Annotated in this window: 18 protein-coding genes; 8 read left to right on the forward strand and 10 right to left on the reverse strand. The window is 66.6% G+C overall.

The window, feature by feature from the left end; genetic code table 11:
* The first annotated feature begins 365 nt into the window (after window positions 1-365).
* The gene (locus B2W55_RS20440) at window positions 366-839 is read left to right on the forward strand and encodes a VOC family protein (RefSeq protein ID WP_024582106.1); all 474 of its coding nucleotides are present in this window, start codon (window positions 366-368) and stop codon (window positions 837-839) included.
* 159 nt (window positions 840-998) lie between these two features.
* The gene (locus tag B2W55_RS20445; protein ID WP_024582105.1) at window positions 999-2258 is read left to right on the forward strand and encodes a serine hydrolase domain-containing protein; all 1260 of its coding nucleotides are present in this window, start codon (window positions 999-1001) and stop codon (window positions 2256-2258) included.
* Window positions 2259-2364: 106 nt separating this feature from the next.
* Here the strand turns inward: B2W55_RS20445 and B2W55_RS20450 are convergent, their stop codons facing one another.
* The 5 genes from B2W55_RS20450 to B2W55_RS20470 all read right to left on the reverse strand — a co-directional run bounded on the left by B2W55_RS20450 (window position 2365) and on the right by B2W55_RS20470 (window position 6989).
* On the reverse strand, window positions 2365-2862 hold the full coding sequence (locus B2W55_RS20450; RefSeq protein WP_024582104.1) for a peptide deformylase: 498 nt from the start codon (window positions 2860-2862) through the stop codon (window positions 2365-2367).
* Window positions 2863-3054: 192 nt separating this feature from the next.
* Window positions 3055-3927, reverse strand: a complete 873-nt coding sequence (locus B2W55_RS20455; RefSeq protein ID WP_024582103.1) for a helix-turn-helix domain-containing GNAT family N-acetyltransferase — start codon at window positions 3925-3927, stop codon at window positions 3055-3057.
* A 45-nt stretch (window positions 3928-3972) separates the two neighbouring features.
* Complete coding sequence (locus B2W55_RS20460; RefSeq protein ID WP_080891135.1) at window positions 3973-5559, reverse strand: tetratricopeptide repeat protein; 1587 nt, start codon at window positions 5557-5559, stop codon at window positions 3973-3975.
* 72 nt (window positions 5560-5631) lie between these two features.
* On the reverse strand, window positions 5632-6489 hold the full coding sequence (locus tag B2W55_RS20465; RefSeq protein WP_024582101.1) for a DMT family transporter: 858 nt from the start codon (window positions 6487-6489) through the stop codon (window positions 5632-5634).
* Window positions 6486-6989: a MarR family winged helix-turn-helix transcriptional regulator gene (locus tag B2W55_RS20470; protein ID WP_024582100.1), complete on the reverse strand. Its 504-nt coding sequence runs from the start codon at window positions 6987-6989 to the stop codon at window positions 6486-6488. The genes B2W55_RS20465 and B2W55_RS20470 overlap by 4 nt, the downstream gene beginning before the upstream one ends.
* 206 nt (window positions 6990-7195) lie before the next feature.
* On the opposite strand from B2W55_RS20470, the gene B2W55_RS20475 reads away from it, so the two are divergent.
* Complete coding sequence (locus tag B2W55_RS20475; RefSeq protein ID WP_024582099.1) at window positions 7196-7996, forward strand: DUF899 domain-containing protein; 801 nt, start codon at window positions 7196-7198, stop codon at window positions 7994-7996.
* 112 nt (window positions 7997-8108) lie between these two features.
* Here the strand turns inward: B2W55_RS20475 and B2W55_RS20480 are convergent, their stop codons facing one another.
* Window positions 8109-8717 carry an FMN-dependent NADH-azoreductase gene (locus tag B2W55_RS20480; RefSeq protein ID WP_024582098.1) on the reverse strand — a complete coding sequence of 203 codons (609 nt, stop codon included), beginning with the start codon at window positions 8715-8717 and terminating at the stop codon, window positions 8109-8111.
* Window positions 8718-8816: 99 nt separating this feature from the next.
* Here B2W55_RS20480 and B2W55_RS20485 point away from each other — a divergent pair, with 99 nt between their 5' ends.
* The gene (locus B2W55_RS20485) at window positions 8817-9215 is read left to right on the forward strand and encodes a winged helix-turn-helix transcriptional regulator (RefSeq protein WP_024582097.1); all 399 of its coding nucleotides are present in this window, start codon (window positions 8817-8819) and stop codon (window positions 9213-9215) included.
* A gap of 165 nt (window positions 9216-9380) precedes the next feature.
* Here the strand turns inward: B2W55_RS20485 and dprA are convergent, their stop codons facing one another.
* Window positions 9381-10496, reverse strand: a complete 1116-nt coding sequence (gene dprA, locus B2W55_RS20490) for a DNA-processing protein DprA (RefSeq protein ID WP_024582096.1) — start codon at window positions 10494-10496, stop codon at window positions 9381-9383.
* Between the two features lie 103 nt (window positions 10497-10599).
* On the opposite strand from dprA, the gene B2W55_RS20495 reads away from it, so the two are divergent.
* Window positions 10600-11838, forward strand: a complete 1239-nt coding sequence (locus tag B2W55_RS20495; protein ID WP_024582095.1) for an amidase — start codon at window positions 10600-10602, stop codon at window positions 11836-11838.
* A gap of 113 nt (window positions 11839-11951) precedes the next feature.
* On the opposite strand, the gene plsY is transcribed toward B2W55_RS20495, so the two are convergent.
* From plsY to B2W55_RS20510, 3 genes are all read right to left on the reverse strand, one after another.
* Window positions 11952-12548, reverse strand: coding sequence for a glycerol-3-phosphate 1-O-acyltransferase PlsY (plsY, locus tag B2W55_RS20500; protein WP_024582094.1), 597 nt, complete (start codon window positions 12546-12548; stop codon window positions 11952-11954).
* A gap of 226 nt (window positions 12549-12774) precedes the next feature.
* Window positions 12775-14076, reverse strand: a complete 1302-nt coding sequence (locus tag B2W55_RS20505) for a dihydroorotase (RefSeq protein WP_024582093.1) — start codon at window positions 14074-14076, stop codon at window positions 12775-12777.
* 5 nt (window positions 14077-14081) lie between these two features.
* Entirely contained in the window at window positions 14082-15035 is a 954-nt protein-coding gene (locus B2W55_RS20510; RefSeq protein ID WP_021078323.1) for an aspartate carbamoyltransferase catalytic subunit, read from the reverse strand.
* Between the two features lie 366 nt (window positions 15036-15401).
* On the opposite strand from B2W55_RS20510, the gene irrA reads away from it, so the two are divergent.
* The 3 genes from irrA (at window position 15402) to B2W55_RS20525 (ending at window position 17203) form a co-directional block, all read left to right on the forward strand.
* Window positions 15402-16016 carry an iron response transcriptional regulator IrrA gene (irrA, locus tag B2W55_RS20515; protein ID WP_244442247.1) on the forward strand — a complete coding sequence of 205 codons (615 nt, stop codon included), beginning with the start codon at window positions 15402-15404 and terminating at the stop codon, window positions 16014-16016.
* Between the two features lie 63 nt (window positions 16017-16079).
* Window positions 16080-16619, forward strand: a complete 540-nt coding sequence (locus tag B2W55_RS20520; RefSeq protein WP_024582091.1) for a peroxiredoxin — start codon at window positions 16080-16082, stop codon at window positions 16617-16619.
* Window positions 16571-17203, forward strand: a complete 633-nt coding sequence (locus B2W55_RS20525; RefSeq protein WP_291532278.1) for a hypothetical protein — start codon at window positions 16571-16573, stop codon at window positions 17201-17203. The genes B2W55_RS20520 and B2W55_RS20525 overlap by 49 nt, the downstream gene beginning before the upstream one ends.
* Window positions 17204-17217: the final 14 nt, after the last annotated feature.

A 17217-nucleotide genomic window follows, 5' to 3' on the forward strand; every position in this document is an offset into this window, starting at 1 on the left:
CCTCTGTGAGAGGAGGGCGGAACGAAATGCAAAACTTCGGACAGGTCATGTCGCGAGAATGCGAAGCCGTATCCCCAACCTCAACTGTCATCGCCCGGCTCGACCGGGCGATCCAGTACGCCGCGGCCCATCCGTTCAACAACGACTGTCTCTGGAATACTGGATCGCCTGGTCGAGCCAGGCGATGACACCGCGTGTTGGACATCTTGAATTGCGAACTATACCCGCCGTCGTCCTGGCGAAAGCGAGGACGACGGCGTGTGCGGAGGCGTGCCGTCACAAACTAGTTCCCGCGAATTATTTTCGTCGGCCTGTCGGTTGCCGTCGTCGCCAAGCGTCCTTTGCGCATAACAAGGAGACTGCACATGACCGATCTCGTCACATGCCTTTGGTTCGATCAGGGCCGGGCGCGCGAAGCGGCGGAGTTTTACGCTGCGACCTTTCCCGACAGCCATGTCGGTGCCAGGCATGTCTCGCCGATCCCGGGCATCGGGCAGGGCGATGAGCTGACGGTCGAGTTCACGGTGCTCGGCCGCCGCTTCGTCGGGCTGAATGGCGGTTCCAACTATGTGCCGAACGAGGCCGTCAGTTTCATGGTGCTGACCGACAGCCAGCAGGAGACCGATCGCTACTGGAACGCGGTGACGAAAAATGGCGGCGCGGAATTGCCGTGCGGCTGGTGCCGTGACCGCTGGGGCTTCACCTGGCAGATCACGCCGCGGCGGCTGCTCGAACTGGTCAACGGCTCCGATCAAGCCGCGGGGCGTCGCGCGATGGAGGCGATGATGACGATGAAGAACATCGACATCGCTGCGATCGAGCGGGCGGCGGCTGGGTAATCCGTTGGCGCGGGAAGGTTTGGCCCGGGCGCGACAGTCGGGTGTCGGATCGCGCGGACGGCGCGCTCGCGGCGACGACCACCCCGGCGCAAACGCCGGGTGTGGCCGCTGCCCTTGCGTGATACGAAACCTCGTATCGCAGCTCTGGAGCCAACCTTGATGTCCGTCGCAGCCGCCAATCCGCAACAAAACCCCACCGCCGCCGAGACCGATCCGAACGAGCTCGGCTGGATGCAGGGCTTTCCGCCGCCGCAGGACAAGACCATCACCTTCCAGGACGGCTCGTTCCGCGGCTTCCCCGAACTGCGCTGGGCCTGGAGCAACATCCGCCAGCTGGTGCCAACGGTGAATGTCTGGCGCGGAGCAGGGGGCGCGTCGGTGCTGCCGCGCGCGGATCACGACATCGGCGCGTCGGCCTCGGTGACGATGGACGGCCGGCCGCAGACCTTCGCGCGCATGCTCGAGGACAGCTACGCCGATGGCATCGCCGTGCTGCATCGGGGCAAGCTGATCTATGAGCGCTACTTCGGCGCACTGAAGCCGCACAAGCCGCATATCGCGATGTCGGTGACCAAGTCGTTCACCGGCACGCTCGCCGGCATCCTGATCGCCGAGGGCAAGATCGATCCGCAGGCGCCGGTCACCGACTATGTGCCGGAGCTGAAGGCCAGCGCGTTCGGCGATGCGCGGGTGCATGAAGTCATGGATATGACCACCGGCCTGAAATACACCGAGGTCTACACCGACAAGAATTCCGACGTCTGGGGGCTGCGCCGCGCCAACGGCATGGCGCCGATCCCGCCGGGCTATGAGGGCGCGACCACCATTTTCGACTTCCTCTGCGCGCAGCAGAAGCAGGGCGAGCACGGCAAGGCCTTCGCCTACAAGACGGTGAACACCGACGTGCTGGCCTGGATCATCCGGCGCGCCAGCGGCATGACCTTGTCGGATCTGCTGTCCGCGCGGATCTGGGCGCCGATGGGCGCGGAGGAGGATGCGCATTATCACGTCGACCGCATCGGCACCGAAAGCGGTGGCGGCGGGCTGTCGACCACGCTGCGCGATCTCGCCCGCTTCGGCGAGACCATCCGCAATCACGGCCGCTTCAACGGCCGCCAGATCGTGCCGTCGCAAGTGGTCGAGGACATCGCGCGCGGCGGCGATCCCGCGAAGTTCAAGCCGGCCGGCTACACCACGCTGCCCGGCGCCTCCTACCGCAATCAATGGTGGGTGACGCACAATGCGCACGGCGCCTTCATGGCGCGCGGCGTGCACGGCCAGGGCATCTACATCGATCCCAGGGCCGAGATGGTGATCGCGCGCTACGCCTCGCACCCGATGGCCGGCAACGCCGCCAACGACCCGGTGACCTTGCCGGCGTACATGGCGCTGGCGAAGGATCTGATGGCGGGAGGGTAGGACGTTCAGTGTTGTAGGGTGGATTAGCCGAAGGCGTAATCCGCCATCGCTCCATCGCAAGAGCTGCGGCGGGTTACGCTTCGCTAACCCGCCCTACGAAATTCGCTCATCCGCGCGAGATCTTCTCGAACCGCTTGATCAGGCGCTCCCGCTTCAACCGCGACAGCCGCCTGATCCAGAACATGCCGTCGAGCTGATCGATCTCGTGCTGGTGGCAAACGGCGCGCAGGCCGTCGGACTCCTCGGTCTGCGCGTTGCCGTCGGTGTCCTGATAGCGGATGCGGACGCGCGCGTGGCGTTCGACCTCGTCGGTGACGCCGGGCATCGAGACGCTGCCTTCCTTGTGCAGGATCATCTCGTCCGAGGTGAAGATGATCTCCGGATTGACATAGGTCCGCGGCCCCTCGCGCGTGTCGAGCTCGAGCACCACGACGCGCAGCGCCACGCCGATATGCGGCGCGGTGATGCCGATGCCGGGCGCGGCACGCATGGTCTCGAGCAGATCCTGCGCCAGCTCGCGCAGCGCGTCGTCGAACATGCTCACCGGCTCGGCGGGCCGCGCCAGCCGCGGATCGGGATAGCGGACGATGGGGCGAATGGTCATCCCGCTGTCTTAGGCCAGCGCATGGCGCCGGACAACACGCGGAGAAGGAGGTCTATCGAATCTGTGTTTGATCTCTCCACGAACGCGTCGTGCCCGGCCTCGTGCCGGGCATCCACGTCTTGGTTTCCGAGAGCGAAAGGCGTGGATGGCCGGGACAAGCCCGGCCATGACGAATGTGGAAATGGCAGCGCCTCAGAGGCGCTTTTCGAAGAACAGATCGGGGTAGGGATCGTCGTTGAAGCGCGGAATCTCGGTCCAGCCCGATCTGCGGTAGAGTTGGCCGGCCTCCGCCAGCGCGCTGTTGGTGTCGAGCCGCAGCACCGCGATGCCGAGCTCGCGCGCGACGCGTTCGGCATCGTCCATCAAGCGGCGGCCGAGCCCGAGGCCGCGCGCAGCGGGCGCGACCCACAGCCGCTTGATCTCGGCGTAGTCGCGGCCGCCACCCTTCAACCCGACGCAGCCGAGCGGCAGGCCGTCCGACATCGCCACGATGAAGCTGCCGCGCGGCCGCACCATGTCCTTCGCATCAGGATCGCGCGACAGCTTGACGTCAAAACCCTGTTTGAAGCGCCGCGCCAGCTCCGCGTAATATTCGCCGAGGCAGTAGCGTGCCTCCTCGCTGCGCGGGTCGATCTCATCCAGCGACGTGGCGTCGCGTCCGAGCGCCGAGGCGATCAGATCCATCGCCGCCAGCAGCGCCTCACGCTGGGTGTGATGCGCAAGGAAGTCGGTCGCCTGCCGGTTGGAGAGCGCCTCATAGGCGTTGAACTCGCGCTTGCCGGCCGAAGTCAGCTTTGCGATGCGGCGGCGGGCGTCGTCCTCATGCGCCGTGGTCTCGATCAGCCCTTCGTCCTCGAGGCTGCGCAGCAGCCGGCTCATCAGGCCGGAATCGAGCCCGAGGTAATCCCTGATGTCGCCGACATCGGCGCGGCCATGCCCGATCGCGTTCAGTACCCGCGCCGCACCGAGCGGCCGGCCGCGGCCGAGGAACGAGGTGTCGAGCGCACCGACCGCACGCGTGACGGAACGGTTGAAACGACGGACGCGGGCGACAGGGTCGAGCATATATCTGACTTTAGTCAGATATCGTCCTGCCGTCAATCGGCTGCCTCAGTGTTGGAACCGACGCAGTTCGTCGCGCAGCCGATCGATCACGCTGTCCCAATCGCCAAAAGCCTGCTGGCGGAGCAGCGTCGCGGTCGGATACCACGGCGTGTCCGTGCGCTGGCGCATCCAGCGGAAATCCGCGGCATGCGGCAACAGCAGCAACACCGGCTTGCCCAGCGCGCCGGCGAGATGCGCGACCGCGGTATCCACCGACACGACGACATCGAGCAGCGCAATCGCGGCGGCCGTATCGGCGAAATCGCCGAACTCGTCGCCGAGCTGAACCAGGTTCGGCAGATCGCGCAAGATCTCACGATCGGCGCTGCGCAACTCGCTCTGGAGGCTGACGCATTGCAGCGGCAATGTCTCGAGCAGCGGAGCCAGCCGCGCCAGCGGGATCGAGCGGTTGGCGTCGTTCTTGTGGGTGGCGGAGCCGGACCAGACGAAGCCGGCGCGCGGTCGGCCGGGCGGCAAGCGGGTCTGCCAACGCTCCAGCCGATCGGCAGGCGCCGAGAGATAGGGGATCGATGCCGGGATCGTCTCGAGCTGCGTCCTGAACGCCAGCGGAAGACTGAGCAGCGGGCAATGCAGGTCGAACGCGGGCAGCGGCGCGCCGGCCGAGATGACCTGCACGTCGTCGAGCTGCGAAAGCAATGGCCACAATTCGCCTTGAACCTCGCAGATGACGTTGGCGTCCAGGCGGGTCAGCAGCGGCGCGTAGCGGATGAACTGGATGGTGTCGCCAAAACCCTGCTCGGCGTGCAACAGAATGGTCTTGCCGCCGACCGGCCGGTCGCCCAGCCACAACGGAGCCGGCAACGACCGACGCTGCCGGGCGAACGCGCCGGTCTTCCAGCGCCATTCATAGGCCTTCCAGCCGGCGTCGAAATCGCCAAGCGTGATATGCGCCATCGCGGCTTCGAAATGCGCTTCGGCGAAATCCGGAGCGACCGCGATCGCCGCGCTGAATTCGGGCAGCGCCTCCGTGGGCCGGTCGAGCCGGCGAAGGGTATGGCCGCGATTGGTCAGGATCTGCGGATGGCGCGGCATCAGCCCGCGCGCGGCATCGTAGTTCGCAAGCGCCGCGAGCGGCGCATTCAATCTCAGCTGGGTGTTGCCCCGGTTGACCAGCGCGCCGACGTGATCGGGCTTGGCTGCGAGCGCGGCGTCATAGCTCGCCACCGCCTCGTCGTAGCGGCCGAGCTCCAGATAGCTGTTGCCGAGATTGTAGAGAAACTCGGGGTGGTCGGGCTCAAGTTGCAGTGCGCTGCGATAGCGCGAGATGGCTTCGTCGTACTGTCCGGCCGTGTGCAGCGCCAGCCCGAGATTCGACATTGCCTCCGACGAAACCGAATTGGCCTTCAGCGCGGCGCCGAGCAAGCGCAGCGCCTCCGCCAGCCGGTGGCGCCGGAAATTGACCATGCCCAGCAGGTGCAACGTGTCGAAATCGTCGGGCACGTGTTCGAGCAGCCCGGTGCAGAGCCGCTCGGCCCTGGCGAGATCGCCTTGCTGGAACGACTCGAAGGCCTTGCGCTGCATCCGCGCCAGGTTCGGCATCCGTCCGGATGTGCTGGTCCAACTTGCCGGCATGGAAGCGCCTTCGAATCGTCTGACGCGGTGACGGTAGCATTTTTCGCCGACGGCCGGCCCGTTGCGCCACTGTCAGCGCGACAGCACCAGCACATTGCCGGCCAGGATCGCGGCGGCGCCGGCGAGCACCGGCCAGCCCAGCGTAAGATGCTCGAACAGCGCCGACAGCACGAGGGCGACCAGCGGCACCAGTGCGAGCGTGTAGGCGGCACGGCCGGGGCCGAGTCGGCGCACCAGCTCGAAATAGAGCATGAAGGTGACGCAGGACGCGGCGACGGCGAGATAGAGGAAGCTCGCGGCGTAGGAGAGCGAGAGGTCGGCCGCGAAATGCGTGCCCGTCGCGATTGCCCAGAGCGCGCTCGCCGCGGAGCCGACGAAGGCCGCCCAGGCGAGCACGGACACGACTGGCAATCCGGCGCGCTGGTTGCGGGCGCCGACGCTGGTTCCGGCGCCGGTCGCCATCGCCGCGACCAGAGCCCAGGCGAAGCCGGCAAGCGGCGCGGTGCCATGCGCGCCGGCGCCCGGCAGGAAGATGATCGCAAGTCCGAGGATACCGCACAGCGCGCCCCAGACGAAGCCGGCGGAGATCGGCACGCCGAGCGTCGTGCGCGCGATCACGGCCGCGAACAGCGAGGAGGTCGACAGCACCAGCGCCGCAAGCCCGCTCGGCATCCGCGCGGTCGCCTCATAGAACGCGATGAAGGCAATGGCGAAGAACAGCAGGCCCTGCAACGCGACCGCCGGCCGGTCCTTGCGCGGGATCGTCAATGGCACGCCGCGCAACCGCGCGTAGCCGACGAGGATGAGGCCGGCCAGCGCCATCCGCAGCGCGACCGACCATGGCGCGGGCGTGACGCCGGCCTGCATCGCGGTCGCCAGCGCGCCGCCGCCCCAGAGCAGTGCGGTCAGCGCGAACAATGCGGCCGTCATGGCGTGTCGCCGTTGAGCAGCGCGCGCCAGCCGCCCGCATCGATCCGCGCGCTTTCCGCCTCGAGCCGGGTGAGCGCGGAATCGAGCATCGTTCGCTCGCCCGGCGAAAGCCTGCCGAGCAGCCGCGCCTCGATCGCACTGCCGAGGGCTGCGATCCGGTTGAAGGCGGCGCGGCCGCTGCGCGTGATGCTCACCGCGGCGAAGCGCCGATCGGTTTTGCCCGGACGTCGCAGCGCGAAGCCGAGCTCGACCAGCTGGCCGATGCCGCGGCTGACCGCGAATGGATCGAGCGCGCAGGCGCGGCCGATCTCGGAGGCATTGGCGGCATCGCGCTCGGCGATGACGGCGAGGATGCGCCAGCTGGCCTGGCTCAGTCCGAATGTCTCGCCGTAGAAACTTTCCAGCGGACGCGCCACCTGCGCCGCGACCAGGAACAGGCGGTAGGGCAGCCAGGCGCTGAGCTTCAAGCCGTCATCGGATGCGGGAGCAGGTTGTTTCATGTGCGGAGGGTTTCATATGTACTTGCATAGTGCAAGCATCTCGCAAGCAGCCTCCGGCGCGCCTGCGCGAAAATCCCGACACACTTGTCACTCCCGCTTGCGATCGCCGCCGCGCCAGATTGCGGCATGGCCAATGACGACCGGCGGCGCGTGGTGGAACCGCGCGGATGTCGCGGAGTTCGTCCAAATCGGAGATGGAGACCATCATGAGCAAATCAGCCGACAATGACCACAGCGCCGAACTGGCCACGATGCAGACGCCGCCGGTGGTGTCGCGCGAGGCGTGGGAGGCGGCGCGCCTGGAGTTGCTGGTCAAGGAGAAGGCGCATGTGCGGGCGCGTGACGCGCTGGCTGCCGAGCGGCGGCGGATGCCGTGGATGGCGGTCGAGAAGGCCTATGTGTTCGAGGGACCGAACGGCAGCGTGAGCCTGCTCGACCTGTTCGAGGGCCGCCGGCAATTGATCGTCTACCGCGCCTTCTTCGAGCCCGGCGTGTTCGGCTGGCCGGATCATGGCTGCCGCGGCTGCTCACTCGGCGCCGACCAGGTCGGCCATCTCGCGCATCTCAACCAGCGCGACACCACGCTGGCTTACGCCTCGCGCGCGCCCCAGGCGGACATCGCGCGGCTGAAGGCGCGGATGGAGTGGGAGATGCCGTGGTACACCATCACCGACAGCTTCGATGCGGATTTCGGTGTCGCCGAGTGGCACGGCCACAACGTGTTCATTCGCGACGGCGAGCGGATCTTCCGCAGCTATCTCGTCAACAGTCGCGGCGACGAGGCGATGGGCACGGTGTGGAGCTATCTCGACATCACGCCGCTTGGCCGCCAGGAACTGTGGGAAGATTCACCGAAGGGCTATCCGCAGGGACCGACCTACAAATGGTGGAACTGGCATGACAATTACGACGCCGAGGCCGCGCCCAACGCAAAATGGGCCGCGGTGACCGATGCCGGCGAGGCCGCGTTCCGCAAGATCGCGGAGCAGGAGCGCAAGGCCACGTAAGGATCGTAGCGGCGAGAGCCCGCCGCGTCGTGCCGAGAGCTTCGGATCTGATGCAATCAGAGCCGGAGCTCTCGCTGTTTGTTCAGCGCGCGTGAAACCGCGCTCGCTCGCCTCAGGCCGCGTTCAGGCTGCCTGCGGCCTGCAACGCGCCGGCGACGGCCTTCTCGCGATGCTCGGGGCCGACCTGGATGCCGTCGGCCGGGATGAACTCCAGATTCCTGACGCCGATGAAGCCGAACACCCCGCGCAGATAGGTCTCGAGATGCTCGAGCGCGGCCATCGGCGTGTCGGCGCCGTAGTAACCGCCGCGCGAGATCGCGATGATGACGCGCTTGTTGCCGGCCAGTCCCTCGACGCCGGTGGCGCCATACTTGAAGGTCTTGCCCGCGACCACGATGCGGTCGATCCAGGCCTTGAGCTGGCTCGGGATCGTGAAATTGTACATCGGCGCGCCGATCACGACGATGTCGGCGGCGAGGAACTCGTCGAGCACGGCTTGGCCGGCCGCGATGTCGTCGCGCACCGACGGGTCCGGCGCTGCGCCCTGGCTCGCGGCGAGGTGCAGGCCGGAGAGGTGGGCGAGCGGAGTCTGGCTGAGGTCGCGATAGCTCACGACGAGCCCGGGATTGGCCTGGCGCAGCCGCTCGACGGCGGCGGCCGAAACCTGACGGCTGACGGAGTGGGGGCCGAGAACCGAGGAGTCGATGTGCAGAAGTTTCATGGCAGAGGTCACCTTTGGTATAGGTTTGTAACTGGCGCTATATGAGTGACCGCCCTAAATCTCCGCAAGAACGCACATTTTTGAAACCCGAGCACACCGATGAGACCTGAGCACATCCATGTAACCGGCCTGCCGCCCAATCCGGCGGAGCACCAGGACTGCCGCGGCGTGGCATCCGTGCTGTCGCGCGTCGGCGACAAATGGAGCGTGCTGGTCATCATGCTGCTGCGCGACGGACCGCGCCGCTTCAACGAACTGAAGCGCATGATCAACGGCATTTCGCAGCGCATGCTGACGCTGACCTTGCGCGGGCTGGAGCGCGACGGGCTGGTGACGCGCACGGTGTTTCCGACCATTCCGCCGCGGGTCGATTACGAACTCACCGATCTCGGACGTGGGCTCGCGGTGCCTGTGATGGCGCTCGGCGAATGGGCGTTCGCGCATCTTCCTGAGATCGAGGGCGCGCGGAGCAAGTTCGACGCGCGGAATGAGGCGTGAAGTCTTCCTTCCGCATGCCTAGACACCGATCCGTCACCCTGAGGAGCGCGCTCTTGCGCGCGTTTCGAAAGGTCGACGGCCAGCAGACGGACCGTGCATCCTTCGAGACGCGCTACGCGCTCCTCAGGATGACGGACTGACATTTGAGCCCGCCAATTCGTCTGATTAGATCATCGACACCAGCCCGCCGCCGTGACGTTCGAGCCTGCCGGCGAGCTCGAGCTCCAGCAACACAGCGCGGACGATGGCGGGCGAGACGTCGGCCATCCGGATCAGGTCGTCGAGGCTGATCGGGCTCGGCCCGAGCAGATTGACGATGCGGGCGCGATCGTCGGCGGCGTTGATGAATTCCAGCGGCTCGTCGTCCTCGCGCGCGGAAAACATGACCGGCCGCTCCATGATCGGCGTTACCGCGTTGATGACGTCGGCGGCTTCGGTCACCAGCGTGGCGCCTTGCTTGATCAGGTCGTTGGCGCCGGCGGCGCGCGGATCGATCGGCGAACCCGGCACCGCGAACACCTCGCGGCCCTGTTCGGCCGCCATCCGCGCCGTGATCAACGAGCCTGAGCGATGCGCTGCCTCTACCACCACAACGCCGAGCGATGCCCCTGAGATCAGCCGATTGCGGCGAGGGAAGTCGCGTGCCCGCGGCACATGGCCGAGCGGCATCTCGGAGATCGCCGCACCATGCTCGAGCAGTGCGGCGAGCAGGTCCTCGTGCTCCGGCGGGTAGATCCTGTCATGGCCGCCGGCGAGCACCGCGACCGTGCCGCTTGCAACCGTCGCGCGATGCGCTGCCTGGTCGATGCCACGGGCGAGGCCCGAGATCACGACAAAGGCGGCGTCGCCAAGATCGCGCGCCAGGGTGCCGGCAAATTTCAGCCCGGCGCCGGAGGCGTTGCGCGAGCCGACGATCGCGATCATCGGCCGCGTCAGGGCATCACGCGCGCCGCGCACGGCGAGCAGCGGCGGTGCGTCGTCGATGGTGGCGAGCCGCGCCGGATAGTGCGCCTCTTCGGGCGCGACGAGATCGATGCCGAACCTGCGGCAGGCGGCGAACTCCGCGGCAGCGTCGGCTTCACTGCAAATCCGCCCCGGACCCGATGCACCGCCGCGTCGCGCGAGATCGGGCAGGCGCTCCAGCGCATGCGCCGCGTTGCCAAAATGGCGGAGCAGCGATGCAAAGGTGCGCGGGCCGACATTGTCGGAGCGGATCAGCCGCAGGCGGTTGAGCCGTTCGGTGTCGGTCAGTCTTGCGGTGCTGGATGACCGGTCATGCATGCGGGAAGCAGCTTCGCCCAACCTGAGATTGCGATCAACTGCGACATTGGCGCAGCCCTTCGCAACGCGCTAAAAGCAGCCGTCAGTGTCAGGAAGCCATCCCATGATCTCACTCGCCGACCTCACAGCGCGTATCGAGCAGGGGGCGTTGTCGCCCGATGCGGCCATCGCTCAAACGCTGGAGGCGATCCGCGCGCAGGACAATGCGATCGGGGCCTACGTCCGTCACGACGCAAGGGCGCGTGCGCAGACGAGCGGCCCGCTGCGCGGTATTGCAGTCGGCATCAAGGACATCATCGATACCGCCGATTTCCCGACCGAGATGGGCGCCGCGATCTACCGCGGCCATCAGCCGCGCGCCGATGCGCCGGTCGTGATGGCGCTCAAGCAGGCCGGCGCGAGCATCATCGGCAAGACCACGACGACCGCGTTCGCGGCGAATGATCCGACGCCGACGGTCAATCCGCATAATCATGCGCATACCCCTGGCGGCTCGTCGTCGGGTTCGGCGGCCGCGGTCGCCGCCGGGATGGTTCCGCTGGCGCTCGGCACCCAGACCGGCGGTTCGGTGATCCGCCCGGCCTCATACTGCGGCGTCGCCGCGATCAAGCCGAGCTACCGGTTGCTGCCGACCGTCGGCGTGAAGTGTTTTTCGTGGACGCTCGATACGGTGGGGCTGTTCGGCGCCGGCGTGCGCGATGTCGCGCTGGGATTGGCCGCGATGACCAAGCGGACCGACCTTGTGGTGCCATCGCAGGTGGCGGCGCCGCGCATCGGCGTGGTGACGCAGGCATTCGCCGGCGCGCCCGAAACGTCCGGCGCGCAGGCGCTGCAAGTGGCGGCGCGCGCGGCGGAGCAGGCCGGCGCGGTGGTTCGCGAGCTTGCGATGCCCGAAATCATCGCGGAGGCGTGGCGCATCCACCCGGTGGTGCAGGAGTTCGAAGCGCACCAGTCGTTGGCCTGGGAGTATGGGCAGAATTACGACGCGATGCCGCCGTTGCTGCGTGGCCGGCTCGACGAGAGCAAGGGCGGTACGCCCGCCGAGTATGACGACGCGATGGACGTCACACTGCGGGCGCAGCAGGCACTGGCCGGCATCTTCGACGAGGTCGACGTGCTGCTGACGCTGTCGGCGCCGGGCGCAGCCCCCAAAGGCCTGACGTCGACCGGCGATCCCCGTTACAACCGGCTCTGGACCTTGATGGGCGTGCCTTGCGTCAATGTGCCGACGTTGGTTGCCGAGGGTGGATTGCCGGTCGGGGTGACCGTGATCGCGCCGTTCGGCTGCGATGCGAAGGCACTGGCGGCGGCGAGTTTTGTTGAGGATGCGTTGAGGAAATAACCGCCGTCATTCCGGGGCTCGCGAAGCGAGAGCCCGGAATCCATTTCACAGCGAATGTGCTGCCCAATGGATTCCGGGTTCGATGCTGCGCATCGCCCCGGAATGACGGAGAACTACTTCTTCTCGCCGATCTTGCCTTCGGTGCCGGCCTGCAGGCGCTTGATGTTCTCGCGGTGCATGTAGAACAGCAGCAGCGTCAGCACGGCGAACAGGGAAGCGAGCGCGTTGTGGCCGAACCACCACAGGAACAGCGGGGTCACGAAGGCGGCGATCAGCGCCGACAGGGACGAGTAGCGCGTGGTGTAGGCAGTGCCGAGCCAGATCACCGCAAAAATCAGCGCCGCCGGCCAGAACAGGCCGAGCAGCACGCCGAGATAGGTGGCGACGCCCTTGCCGCCGCGAAATTTGAGCCAGACCGGGAAGAGGTGGCCGAGGAACGCACCGAGCGCCGCGACCATCGCCGCGTTCGGGCCGCCGATCGTGCCCGCGATGATGACGGCGACCGTGCCCTTGAGCATGTCGCCGATCAGGGTCGCCGCGGCGAGGCCCTTGCGGCCGGTCCGCAGCACGTTGGTGGCGCCGATATTGCCGGAGCCGATCGTGCGCAGGTCCTGCGTTCCAGCGAGCCGGGTCAGGATCATCCCGAACGGGATCGAGCCCAACAGATAGCCGATCAGGAAGGCGGGCAGCAGCAGCACATCAGCGGACATCGCGGTGGCTCCGTCGACGGGCGGTCCGGTCCGTTTTGGCTGATTTCGTCAACAAAAAATTAACCATCGATCCGCACCATGGCCTCGGTATTAGGGGAGCTTATCATGGCTTCTGTTCGCACGCGGCTGGAGCAGCTTTTCTTCGTCGTTTACGTGGCAGCCATCGTCGTTGGCACGACGATGGAAGCGATGTCACAACTCACAGCGCACTGAGTTCCACACGCGATCAGACGTGCTCATACACGGTGCGTCCGCCGACGATGGTCCGCGTCACGCGACCGGAGAAGCGGGCGTCGTCGAACGGCGTATTCTTGCACAGCGATTTGAGGTCGTCGCGGTCGAGGATCCAGGGCGTGTCGGCGTCGATCACAATGACGTCGGCCGGGGCGCCCGCACGCAGCGTGCCGCCGGGTAGCCCGAGCAGTTCCGCCGGTCGCGTCGACATCGCCCGGATCAGCGTCTTGAAGTCCATCTCGCCATTGTGGATCAGACGCAGCGCCGCCGGCAGCATGGTCTGGAGGCCGACCGCACCGCTCGCCGCTTCCGCGAAGGGCAGCCGCTTGACCTCGACGTCCTGCGGATTGTGATCGCTCATCACGACGTCGATCAGGCCGGAGGCGAGAGCGGCGACGAGCGCCTTGCGGTCTTCCTCGGTGCGCAGCGGCGGCGCCAGCTTCAGGAAGGTGCGGTAGGGGCCGATGTCGTTCTCGTTCAAGGTCACGTGGTTGATCGAGACCGACGCCGAGACGTTGTGGCCGGCGTCGCGGGCGCGCTTGAGGATCTCGAGCGACTCGGTCGAGGTCAGCGAGGCCGCGTGATAGCGCCCGCCGGTCAGCCCGGCGAGCCGCATGTCGCGCTCCAGCATGATCGATTCGGCCGCGGTCGGAATCCCGGCGAGGCCGAGCCGGGTGGCGAATTCGCCTTCGTTCATGACGCCTTCGCCGACCAGGTTCGGGTCCTCGGTGTGATGCACGATCAACGCGTCGAAATCGCGGGCATAGGTCAGCGCGCGACGCATCACCTGGGCGTTGGTGACGCTGCGGTCGCCATCGGTGAAGGCGACGGCGCCGGCGGCCTTCAAGAGGCCGATCTCGGTCATCTCCTGGCCCTGCATGCCCTTGGTCAGCGCCGCCATCGGATGGATGTTGACGATCGCGGTGTCGCGGGCGCGGCGCAGCACGAAGTCGACGGTCGCCGAATTGTCGATCACCGGCGAGGTGTCGGGCTGGCAGATGATGGTGGTGATGCCGCCGGCGGCGGCGGCCTGGCTGGCGGAGGCAAAGGTTTCGCGGTGGCTGGCGCCGGGTTCGCCGACGAAGGCGCGCATGTCGATCAGGCCGGGGGCCACGATCTTGCCGGCGCAGTTGACGATGTCGGTGCCTTCGGGGACGCCGGCGGCACCGATGCCGCGCTTGGCGTCACGGATCACGCCGTCGGCGATCAGGACATCGCCCGGACCGTCGAAGTCGCGGGACGGATCGATGACGCGGGCGTTGGCGAGCAGGATGGGGCGGCGGTCGGTCAGCATCGGACTCACGCGTTCGGCAGGTTGCGGGCGAGCGCTTCGAGCACCGCCATGCGCACTGCCACACCCATTTCAACTTGTTCACGGATCAGCGACTGCGCGCCGTCGGCGACGAAGGTGTCGATCTCGACACCGCGGTTCATCGGGCCCGGATGCATCACCAGCGCATCCGGCTTGGCGTAGCCGAGCTTCTTCTGGTCGAGCCCGAAATAGTGGAAATACTCGCCCGATGACGGCACGAACGAGCCGTTCATGCGCTCGCGCTGCAACCGCAGCATCATCACGATGTCGGCGCCGTTCAGTCCCTCGCGCATGTCACGCGCGACCTCGACGCCCATCCGCTCGATGCCGGGCGGCAGCAGGGTGGAGGGGGCGACCACGCGGACGCGGGCGCCCATGGTGTTGAGCAGGAAGATGTTGGAGCGCGCCACGCGGGAATGCAGCACGTCGCCGCAGATCGCGATCACGAGCCCTTCGAGCCTTCCCTTGTTGCGGCGGATGGTCAGCGCATCAAGCAGCGCCTGGGTCGGGTGCTCGTGGCTGCCGTCGCCGGCATTGATCACGGAACCGTCAACCTTGCGCGCCAGCAGTTCGACTGCGCCGGAGGCGTGATGGCGCACCACCAGGATGTCCGGGTGCATCGCGTTCAGCGTCACCGCGGTGTCCATCAAGGTCTCGCCCTTGCGGGTCGACATCGACGAGACCGACATGTTCATGACGTCGGCGCCGAGCCGTTTTCCGGCGATCTCGAACGAGGACTGGGTCCGGGTCGAGGCCTCGAAGAACAGATTGACCTGGGTGCGGCCGCGCAGACTGGCGCGTTTCTTGTCGACCTGGCGGTTGAGCTCGACATACTCCTCGGAGAGGTCGAGCAGGCCCGTGATGTCGTCGGCGGAAAGGCCCTCGATGCCCAGCAGATGCCGGTGACCAAGGACAAAAGTCGATTTCAATGATGGGGTCATTAAAGCCAGAGCTATAGGCGCGGATGGCCGGTGGGGCAAGCGCGAAGAGGGGTGATCGAAGTTATCCCCGTGTAACCGCGCGGGCACGTCGATAGCTCGCCGCAGTCGGTGTCGACCTCGCGCCGGCTGCAGTCGTTCCGTGGTGCGTGACAGCGGGTTCGTCTCGTCAAGCCCGCCGGTTGGGTAGCCCGCGGCGCCCCTCACCAACCTCGCGGCCGGCGCTATTCGCTGCATCGTGCATTTCCGCATCTCGAACAATCTCCGCGGCGGCATCGGCCCGCGGTGAGGAAGGCGGACACGTTGCGGAAGCCAAATCCTTTGGTTTAGGGCCGCGTACGAGATCTAGGACAATATTCGTTATTGCGAATGCTTCTTAATAGCATTAAGGTCGTTGCAACGCATCCTGATGATGGTCCCATGCTCGAACACTCTGCCTTGATGAATCCGGCGGCCCGACATCCGCAGCACGGCCATGTCCGGTCTCTTGCTGCGGAGAGCAGGGACGTTCACGCTCTGCTCGAACTGGCGTCGCTGCGCCCAACGCGCCAACGCCTGGCGATCGCCGGTCTGCTGTTCGGGGAGGGCCATCGGCATATGACGGCGGGCGGACTTTGCTGGGAGGCCGCCGCCGCCGGCATCCGGGTGTCACTCGCCACGATCTACAATACGCTCAACCAGCTTGCGGATGCGGGCCTGCTGCGCCGCATCGCCGTGAACGGCGACCAGACCTATTTCGATACCGATGTGGGCGACCACCATCATTTCTATGTCGAGATCGAGGATCGCATCATCGATATTCCGGAAGGCGCGATCGAGATCGGATCTCTCCCGGCTCTACCGGACGGTTACGTGGTCGCCAGGATCGATGTGGTCATTCGCTTGAGGCGGACCGGCGAGGCAGCCGGCGGCGTCGGCGCGAAGGCCGGCATCGCACCTGGACCATGCGCGCATCCCGACGCTCCGCCGAGGTCTGCGGAATGACGTCGACGGCCGCGCGCGGCGCTCATTTTCCCCCGCAACCCCTCCCAGGAGCAAACTGAAAACATGGTCACGATTGGCACGAAGCTGCCCGCCTTCGATCTCACCGCTGTCGTCTCGAACCAACCCGGCACCGCCTTCACCCGCATCACCGAGGCGAGTGATGTCGGCAAATGGAAGGTAATTTTCTTCTGGCCGAAGGACTTCACCTTCGTTTGCCCGACCGAGATCGCAGCCTTCGGCGCGCTGAGCGGCGAATTCGCCGATCGAGATGCGGTGATCTACGGCGTCTCCACCGACAGCGAATACGTTCATTTGGCCTGGCGGCAGACCCATGCCGATCTCAAGACCCTTCCGTTTCCGATGCTCGCCGACATCAAGCGGGAATTGAGCACGGCGCTCGGCGTATTGCATCCCGAGGAAGGCGTCTGCCTGCGCGCCACCCTGATCGTCGATCCCGACCGTATCATCCGTTTCGTTTCGGCGAACGACCTCTCGGTCGGGCGCAATCCGCACGAGGTCCTGCGCGTGCTCGACGCGCTCCAGACCGGCGAGCTTTGTCCCTGCAACTGGCAGAAAGGCGAGGCCGTGCTCGACGCGGCCTGACCGGAGGAGGCGACATGGATCCGAACTCGCAACGCCGGGCGCCGACGGCGGCGCCCCCCTCGGCAACTCCGCCGCGAGACGGTGCTGCCGATGATGCGATCTGGCAGGCGGTTACCGTGGCTGCCAACGCGGCCTATGTCGCCCGCGATTTGCGGCGTGCGCTCGACCTCTATCACAGCGCGCTTGACGAGGCGGAACGGCTGTTCGCTCTGGCGTCGAAGGCCAACCTGTCGGTGCCGGCGCCGGTCATCTACAACATCTCCTCCCACAATCTGGCGGAGATTGCCGCTCAGCTGGGCGACCAGGATTCTGCCGAGGAATTCCTGGTTCGGGCCTATGACAAACTGCGCGCGAGTGCGGCGTCTCCCGAGACGCCGCTCCCGCTCAGGCTCGATTGCGCGCGGCATCTGAAGCATGGCCTGGCGCTTCTCGTTCAGCATCTGCACGCGCGCGCCGCACCGGATGCAAAAATTGCGACCTATGTCGAGCAGGCGCAGGCGGCGGCATTCGCGGTCTTCCACGCCGCGAAACACGCCGAGACAGCGCGCCTGAATTACGATCATCCCACCGTCCGGCCCTCGTGACCGGGCGCAACGTC

Origin of the sequence: Bradyrhizobium sp. UBA2491 (assembly GCF_002341725.1) — a bacterium.
Lineage (GTDB): Bacteria > Pseudomonadota > Alphaproteobacteria > Rhizobiales > Xanthobacteraceae > Bradyrhizobium.

Excerpts from the sequence above, each read along its gene's own strand:
- B2W55_RS20440 (WP_024582106.1), top strand. The coding sequence starts at position 366 with ATGACCGATCTCGTCACATGCCTTTGGTTCGATCAGGGCCGGGCGCGC.
- B2W55_RS20445 (WP_024582105.1), top strand. The coding sequence starts at position 999 with ATGTCCGTCGCAGCCGCCAATCCGCAACAAAACCCCACCGCCGCCGAG.
- B2W55_RS20450 (WP_024582104.1), bottom strand. The coding sequence starts at position 2,862 with ATGACCATTCGCCCCATCGTCCGCTATCCCGATCCGCGGCTGGCGCGG.
- B2W55_RS20455 (WP_024582103.1), bottom strand. The coding sequence starts at position 3,927 with ATGCTCGACCCTGTCGCCCGCGTCCGTCGTTTCAACCGTTCCGTCACG.
- B2W55_RS20460 (WP_080891135.1), bottom strand. The coding sequence starts at position 5,559 with ATGCCGGCAAGTTGGACCAGCACATCCGGACGGATGCCGAACCTGGCG.
- B2W55_RS20465 (WP_024582101.1), bottom strand. The coding sequence starts at position 6,489 with ATGACGGCCGCATTGTTCGCGCTGACCGCACTGCTCTGGGGCGGCGGC.
- B2W55_RS20470 (WP_024582100.1), bottom strand. The coding sequence starts at position 6,989 with ATGAAACAACCTGCTCCCGCATCCGATGACGGCTTGAAGCTCAGCGCC.
- B2W55_RS20475 (WP_024582099.1), top strand. The coding sequence starts at position 7,196 with ATGAGCAAATCAGCCGACAATGACCACAGCGCCGAACTGGCCACGATG.
- B2W55_RS20480 (WP_024582098.1), bottom strand. The coding sequence starts at position 8,717 with ATGAAACTTCTGCACATCGACTCCTCGGTTCTCGGCCCCCACTCCGTC.
- B2W55_RS20485 (WP_024582097.1), top strand. The coding sequence starts at position 8,817 with ATGAGACCTGAGCACATCCATGTAACCGGCCTGCCGCCCAATCCGGCG.
- dprA (WP_024582096.1), bottom strand. The coding sequence starts at position 10,496 with ATGCATGACCGGTCATCCAGCACCGCAAGACTGACCGACACCGAACGG.
- B2W55_RS20495 (WP_024582095.1), top strand. The coding sequence starts at position 10,600 with ATGATCTCACTCGCCGACCTCACAGCGCGTATCGAGCAGGGGGCGTTG.
- plsY (WP_024582094.1), bottom strand. The coding sequence starts at position 12,548 with ATGTCCGCTGATGTGCTGCTGCTGCCCGCCTTCCTGATCGGCTATCTG.
- B2W55_RS20505 (WP_024582093.1), bottom strand. The coding sequence starts at position 14,076 with ATGCTGACCGACCGCCGCCCCATCCTGCTCGCCAACGCCCGCGTCATC.
- B2W55_RS20510 (WP_021078323.1), bottom strand. The coding sequence starts at position 15,035 with ATGACCCCATCATTGAAATCGACTTTTGTCCTTGGTCACCGGCATCTG.
- irrA (WP_244442247.1), top strand. The coding sequence starts at position 15,402 with ATGCTTCTTAATAGCATTAAGGTCGTTGCAACGCATCCTGATGATGGT.
- B2W55_RS20520 (WP_024582091.1), top strand. The coding sequence starts at position 16,080 with ATGGTCACGATTGGCACGAAGCTGCCCGCCTTCGATCTCACCGCTGTC.